Here is a 7,359-nt window from a genome sequence, read left to right on the forward strand (position 1 = left end):
CGAGCGCGAAATGGCAGATCTGGAAACCCAGCACCTCACCAGGCACGACTTCCATGACGAGTGCAACGACACCGTAAGCCCAGCAAAGTTCTCCCAACAAAAGTGATTTCAGCACGTGAGACGCCGAGTTACGCGTGTCTCTGATTTACGTGCCCTAAGCACGCGAGGGCGGTGCCGCTGCCCCACCCGTTGTGGTGCTGGCAGCCACCGACCCCCAGCAGTAGTGGGGTCGCCCTCCTCGGGCCGTGAAATGGATAACCTGTGAAAGGGATAACCCACTTACCGGATTCACCCCAATGAGATCACGAGCCCTGGGCTGGGTGGTGCCCGGCGCTTGCCCGCCCCCTCGCGGCTGTGACTCGGAACGGGAACCAAGTACGGCCAGGTCACGGACCTCGACGGTTTCGGTATCGCGATCCTCTCCTTCAGCGACCCGGACGGGGTGCACCTGAAACTGACGGCACCTCCCTAATTCAGTAGTGCAGCCGGACCGGTTGAACATCCACTCGTGCCGCGGAGTGTGATCGAGCTGCTGCTTGGCCTGCCCTCGCTCCCGACCGGCGTCACCGGGCACAGTGACGTCGCCGGACTGTACGCCGGACGACGTGCGGTGGGTGATCGCGGTCCCGTGCCGCCTCGTCAGGTCTGCCAGGAGGCCGGTCGTCCACCTGCCTCAAGACTTGGCCCTGGCAGGACAGCTGGGAAGGGTTGTTCAACGCGGCCTGCGGTCCATCAACCCAGCAACGACCTGACCACCCAGCCCCAACAGGGCCCAACCGCAGAACAGTGGAAGAACCGGACAGACCGGCAGCCTCCGTTGGCACAGCCCGCCCGAAGGTGTCCCCTATCGCAGGGATCGCTGCACTGGCTCTGCTCTTGCTGCTCACCGTTTCTGCCGACGCGCCATGATGAGTACGTCGCGAAGCGCGCCATTGCCTCCGGTCTCCAGGACCAACTGGGCCAGGCACGAGTCGAGAGGCAGCGCCGCGATCTTGCGATCTTGCGATCTTGCGATCTTGCGACCGTGTGTCGTGTAGCGTGTGCCGCTTGCGCGAGTTGGTGGTCCGAGCACCTGCGATGTCAGCCAGGCCGAGGGAGGTCATCTGCAGGATGACCGACGCCAGGTTGGTGCGCAGGATCTCGGGTTCGGTGAACTCCGATCGAGCCTCGAAGTCCTCCTGGGAGTACAGCCGGATGCCATAGGTAATAACGTTGACCAGGGTGTTGCCACTGGAGTGGTCGGTGAAGCGCACCTGGATAACCCCCGCAGTCCCCAGCTCGGCCTGCGCTGGGACGGACGCCGACGGGACTTTCGTGGGCTCACAGGTTCTGGGCGCGCGGGATGCGGCGCGCGCTCTGCGGACACGAGGTTCAGGATATCCGGCCCGCGGGCCCCACTCGGTGGCACTCCTGGGTCCAGCGCACCCAGGAATGCGCGTGAGCCGGCGGCACCCGAGGTGCCGCCGGCTCACGTTCTCAAGGTGTTCTCACAATGGATGAACTACTGGAGAGGCTTAAGGTCCGCCTTGGCCGAGCCCTCCACCCTGAAGATGCCCCACAGGCCCTGGTTGACCTGGTTCTCCAGACCGCCGTCCCGGTAGAGGTAGTCCCCGGGGAGCTTCTGGAGTCCACCGGCCCCACCGAGCAGGTTGTAGTTGAAGGCGTTGCCTGTGAGCAGACCGCCGTCAGCTGTCTTGATCATCGCGTTCGCGTCGCGTGGCTGGTAGCGCCACCCGTGCCCGTTCAGAATGAAGGTGTGTGACCGGTCGCGGTCACCACCCGATACGAGCCGCAGGTGCGTCTCGTCTCCGACATAGGCCCGCACGAGCGGTGTGGCCGGGTCGCCGTGCACCACCGACGACATGACGTTGGCCACCTCTGGATCCTTCGCCAGGCGAGGGGCGAAACGCTCGGTCGTATAGTTGATGCCCCGGTGCCCCTGGTCGCCGGATTCGCCCTCCGCTGGGTAGGGGAGGATGGCCCCGGCCTTGTCCCGCAAGATCAGACCGTCGACCCAGTTGAGCACAGCCTCGCGGAAGCTGCGTTTGACGCCGGCGGCGTCGGTGTAGGTGACGTTGGCCTGTGCGCCCGAGGTGATCGCAACCCCGGAGTTGGGGTTGACATATGTCGAGCCCTTTGGCTCGATCAACAGCGACCCGTAGGACCCGTGGTGGCGACTCCCACGCCGGTCAGCGAAGTCGAGCAGGTTCGCTGCGCCGTCCTCGACCGCGGCATGGACGTACCACGTGTACTTTGTCGTAACTCCTGGCGCCACGGTCTGGTCGTAGTTGTACCCGACCGTCGCCCCGTCGGAGTCAATGACATTGTAGGTCAACAGGTTTGGGTGCATGGACACCCGGTTGGAACGTGGGAAGTTCGTCACGTCCGCAGGCAACGGTAGATCACCGGTGTGCGCTGCGGGCGTACGCGGCAGCTCGTTCTTAAGCGTCACTGTGACGCAGTCACCCACATTCGCTCGGATCACCAGGGGCTCGGTCTTCATAGCACCCGTGCGAACCTTGGTCACATCCTCGCTCCGCACGAACATCGTGCCGTACGGGTCGTGGTCACCTGACTTCGCGTTGTACACGATGTCCTTGGCGATGGCCGACACATTGACAGCGACCGCTCTTGACCCTGTCGGGCACGGGGTGACCGAACCCAGCAATCCTGTTGGGGCAACCTTGAGCGCGTCACCGGGCTTAAGGGCTGGCCACGCGATGCCAGTTCCAGGAGCTGCCCGGTCGGGCAGCGGCTGGAGGTCGGAGACCGCGTTCTTGGGGACCCGGAACAGACCCCACATCCCCATCCACTGGTCCTCAAGCAACGGGGAGCCATACAGGTAGTCACCGGGGGATCCGGCGCCGTCCTGCAGGATCGACGGGGTGCCGTTGGCGACGCTGTTCGAGGCTTTGGCGACTGTTGCTGCAAGACCGGGGTTCGTCTTGACCACCTGCGAGCCCTGTAGCTCGTAGTTGAAGTACTCCGAGAGCGAGAGGGTCTGGGTGTCGACCGTCCGAGACAGGGGGTTGTCCGGCTCATTCAGCCAACGGTGACCGTGAAGGTTAAACTCGTGCATCTCCTCGTGAGAGCCAGCCACGTTACGGATAACCACAGGGTCCTTCGAGTACGCCCTCAGGAGCGGCGTATCGGGATCGCCGTTGACCGCGGATGAGTAGGTGTACGCCGGGTCGCCCTTAGCGCCCTTAACCCCAGGTTTCGTCCGGATCTGGAACGGGGCGTTCTTGTAGTTGATCGAGTAGCCGCCCTGGTCCTGGCCGTAGTTGTCCGGTGCCGAAGGTGGGTTGATCGGTGGACCAGTGCCGTTGTCCTTCCACATGGGCGTTCGGTCGGAGTAGAAGATGGTCATCTCCCGAAAGTCCGGGCCGCTGGCTGAGCGGATATCGGCCATGGGGCCGACCCCGTTCGTCGCTGCACCAGTTTTCGGATCGTGCCACGTGGCGTCAGCGGGCTCGACGTTCATCGCGGCATAGAGGCCCTTCTGCTGGTGCAGGTTGGCGTACTGGTGATCGTGGAAGAAGGTCGTCCGCAAAGCTGTGTCCACGAACCACCGATAGCCGTAGGTCTGGCCAGGCATCGCCGAGGAGCTGTAGTTCCAGCCCACGCTGGTGCCGTCGGAGGCAACCTGGTCGAACTTGACCAGGTGCACGTGTGTCGAGACCTCGGACGTCTCCTCGGTGGCCATGTAGTCACCGTCGAGGCGGTTCACGTGATCAAGGGGGACGTTGGGATTCTCGTCGAGGTGCAGGTCGTTGGTGGTGAACAGCTGAACGCACTCACCAACCCTGGACCGGATGGTGTACGGCTCGGGTGCCTGCTGTCCTGTCCGCACAGCGACCGCATCGGATTCCTCCACGTAGACCCTTCCCTGTCTGTCCTTCCAGCCCGCGGAGTTGTAGGTGATCGGGGTGTCGATGACGTGTGGCCGGTAGACCCGTGTTGGTGCAGTTGTCGGGCACGGGTCGACGTAGCCGTTGCCGGGCTTGTCCGGGTCAAGAGCAGGCATCCCTGCGGCCTCAAGCGCGGTCGGGCCACGGGGGGCGTCGCCGGGGCGACGGATAGCAGCGAAGGTGTCCTTGACCACCGCGTTCGGCGGACGGTAGGCACGCTGGCCGACGTCACCCTTGACGAACAGGGGGAAACCGGGCTGTGCTGCGGTCGGGGCCGCCGTGGCGCCTGCCCGGTTCGGCAGCTCCTGCAGCGCCTCCAAGGGCGTGCCGTCGGCATACTGTGCCGTGCCGTCGCGCAACTTGTCGAAGATCCGCAGGTGGCCCCAGAAACCCTGGGCGAAGTGCGGGTAGAGGTGGCAGTGGAAGATCGAGTCACCGACCGTGCGCTGGGTGCCGCCGGCACCTCCCTCGATCTTCAGCTCCCGAGCCTCATGTGGGCCAAACGACTGGACGTCGTTAAGCGGTGACTTCGGGTTATTCGGGTCGGCGTTCCAGCGCTGGGTGTGCTGGTGCCATGGGTGGGTCTCCTTGGCGCCCGGGTGGACGACGTGGAACTTCAGCGGGTCACCGACGTACCCCTTCGGGATCAGGTTGTCCGAATCGGTCACCTTTATGCCGTCGACGGTTCGAGTCAGCTTGCCCTCGTCGCCGAAGACCCACGACTGCAGGTGGGACTCCTCGCCCATGCACTTGGCGCCGGGGTCGTCGACGACCTTGCCGAGCTCGGGCACGTAGCCGTTGCAAAAGTTGTCACTTGGGGCATAGGTCTTGCCGTTGGGGAGCGTGATGGTCTTGGCCACGCCACCCGGGTTCTCCGGCGTGACGGTCCCACGGTGCTCGAGGATGGCCCGCAGCCGGTTACGCAGCGGCTCCGAGCGGTAGTTGATGCCGAAGCTTGAGTCCTTCAGCCCGGTCGTCGGGAAGGTCGGTTGCTTCCCGTCCCGGTCCACGACGTCCTCGTTCTCGTCGAGGAAGATCATGACGGCCGAACGAGTCGAGGCCTCGCCTGCCCGGATGTCGGCAAACACCTGGGACTCGACGGCGCGCCCGCCCGTGAGCAGGTCGGCCCCGGTGATCTGATTGTGCCAGGTCGAGTCCTTCGGGTGCACGACGACCGCACCGTACAGGCCGTTCTGGACAGTGGTGTGTTTCGGGTCGTTCGGGTCGAGGTTGGCGTTGTCGTACAGCGGCGCCTCGCCCTCCCGGTCGGCGTACCAGGTGTAAGTGCGCTCGGTGCCCGTGGGGATGGTCGTATCCGGGTTTAGGCCCACCCGCGCGCCGTCGGAGGTCTTCACGTCCGCTTGAACGAGGCCCTGGGTGGACAGGCCGATTCGCCGGTCCGCGATGTCATTGCGTACCTTGACGGACACGCAGTCACCGACGTTGGCGCGCACGACGAGCGGCTGGGTGAGGTTAGGGTTGGCAAGGATTTTTTCCTTGTTCACCCTTGCGTCGGCGTTCTTGAGGGCATACATCAGACCGTTGGGCAGCTTGTCGCCCCAGCCGTTGAGAGGGATGGTCACCTGAAAGGCGGCCAGGTCGTACTCAATAGCGCGGGAACCGGCCGGGCAGACCCCGTTGGCCGGGGTGGTCGGATCGCCAATGACGGCTGTCGCCGTAAACGGACCCATCAGAGCGGAAGCCGTCATCACGACGACACTGCCCGCCGCCACGGCGATGACCCGGCGAGAGCGGCGTGGCGTCGAGGCCACGACAGACCGGACACGCCGTGCCGGCGTCGGGACATACCCACCGGTCACGTCTTCGCTTCGGCGCATGCCCAGGACGAGGCCTGCCAGGGCGAGGAGCAGAAGCACCGGGAACACGCGAGCGGCCTCGATGGCTCCGTGCTCGAAGAGTGCAGCACCCGAGGTCGCCTCCATGTGGCCGCCCGTGGCCGATTCGGCTACCGCTGAGCCAGTAGTGCCAGCGGAAGAGGCGGCGCCGTTGTGCGCAGCATGCGGGTCGGCGGCGGCAGTGGCAGGGGCCTCAGCGGCGCCGTTGTGCGCAGCGTGCGGGTCGGCAGCGGCTTTGGCGGAGCCATTGGCTTGGTCCGTCTTGGCCAACCACGCCGCCGAGGGCTGGTGCGGGTGGAACCCGGGCTTGGTCGCGGCAGCGACTGGGGCACCTGGCGCGCCAGAGGGCGGAACAGCACCAAGTGCGACGCTGGCACCAGGAGCTGCCTGGGCAGCCGGTGCGACAGCTGAGGCAACCGCCTGGGTGGCGGAGGCATGCTCGGAGGGGAAGATCAGCGTGTGGCCGATTGCACCTGACATGAACACAACCGCGGTGACACCGACGACTGCGACCGTGGCGCGAGCCAAGGAAATCATCCGAGATGCCGGCTGCAGGCGAGCGATCATCGCGAACACGATCAGGACGGCCGGGACCACTAGCAAAAGCGACAATGTCCCGTCCCGAAGGAAGTGCAACGCTGAGGTGCCCGAAATCAAGTCTTGCTGGGCAGAGGCTGCGTGAAGCCCGTGGAGCCAGGCCGTGCCGCCATAGGCGAGCACCACCCCCATGCCGACTCGAGCTCTCATAGAAATGTTCATTGGTTTCCCTGTAACTGCATTAATGGTGCGCTGGGGTCAAGCCGGACCTAGGAGCTGGAACGACTCAGGGTGGAGTGGTTTGGTCGCGGGTGTAAAGATCCGCAGGGCCACCTTGCTCGGCTGGCCTTGAGAAAACCTTGGGCTAGAAATGGTCATCAGGGAGTCAAGACCCTGCTTCCGGGCGGTGTGGCAGTAGTGCTCGATCGAGCTCCCCGCTGTCGCCCGGCAACATGCCACCAAGGTCGACAGGCGCGCAATGCGCAAGGCCGCCACGGGACTGCCCTGGGCGCTGGTGACGTCGACTCTTGAGATCTCATGACGGTTCCTCCCTAGCGGCGTGAATCCGGTTTCGTGACTTCTCGGCGCAGGATGCGTTGAGAAGATCCGCGCTTGTGAGGGAGCACTTATCGTGCATCTCTGAGTAAGAGCGAGCAAGTAAAGATTCGCGCGGGCGACGGAGGTTCGTCTACGCGACTTAGGTCGTAGGACCTGGAACTAGTTACCTCGGCGAACCGGCGACTGACCCCCATTAGCGCCTACGTCCTCATGGGTCGACGAAGTGATCGCCAGCGCGTCCCCACCGGGCAGGTTCCCGGTCGTTGCCGGCCCGTGTCTCCCTTGAGAAACACCGGCAACTGGTGTAACCGGCGATACCTACACCCGCTTGCTGGAGAGCGTGATGGACCGAGATATGGACGCGCTGAACGTGCCCTTAGGACACGTAAAGAAATAACCTATGCTTATTTGGTTTGGGTGTCATGGTTGTGCGACGTCGGTTGTCGTGGAGGTCGAAGAGTCGTTGGCGGCGAAGTGGGCCGCGTTGTTCCCGCATC

1 protein-coding gene is annotated in these 7,359 nt (G+C 64.4%); it reads right to left on the reverse strand.

Features of this window, described 5'->3' with window-relative positions; translation table 11 throughout:
• Positions 1 to 1,501 precede the first annotated feature (1,501 nt).
• The gene (locus CXY75_RS00370) at positions 1,502 to 6,526 is read right to left on the reverse strand and encodes a multicopper oxidase domain-containing protein (protein ID WP_104080914.1); all 5,025 of its coding nucleotides are present in this window, start codon (positions 6,524 to 6,526) and stop codon (positions 1,502 to 1,504) included.
• Between the last annotated feature and the right edge of the window lie 833 nt (positions 6,527 to 7,359).

It is taken from the genome of Cryobacterium sp. Y11 (assembly GCF_002929535.1).
In the GTDB taxonomy this organism is placed as follows: domain Bacteria; phylum Actinomycetota; class Actinomycetes; order Actinomycetales; family Microbacteriaceae; genus Cryobacterium.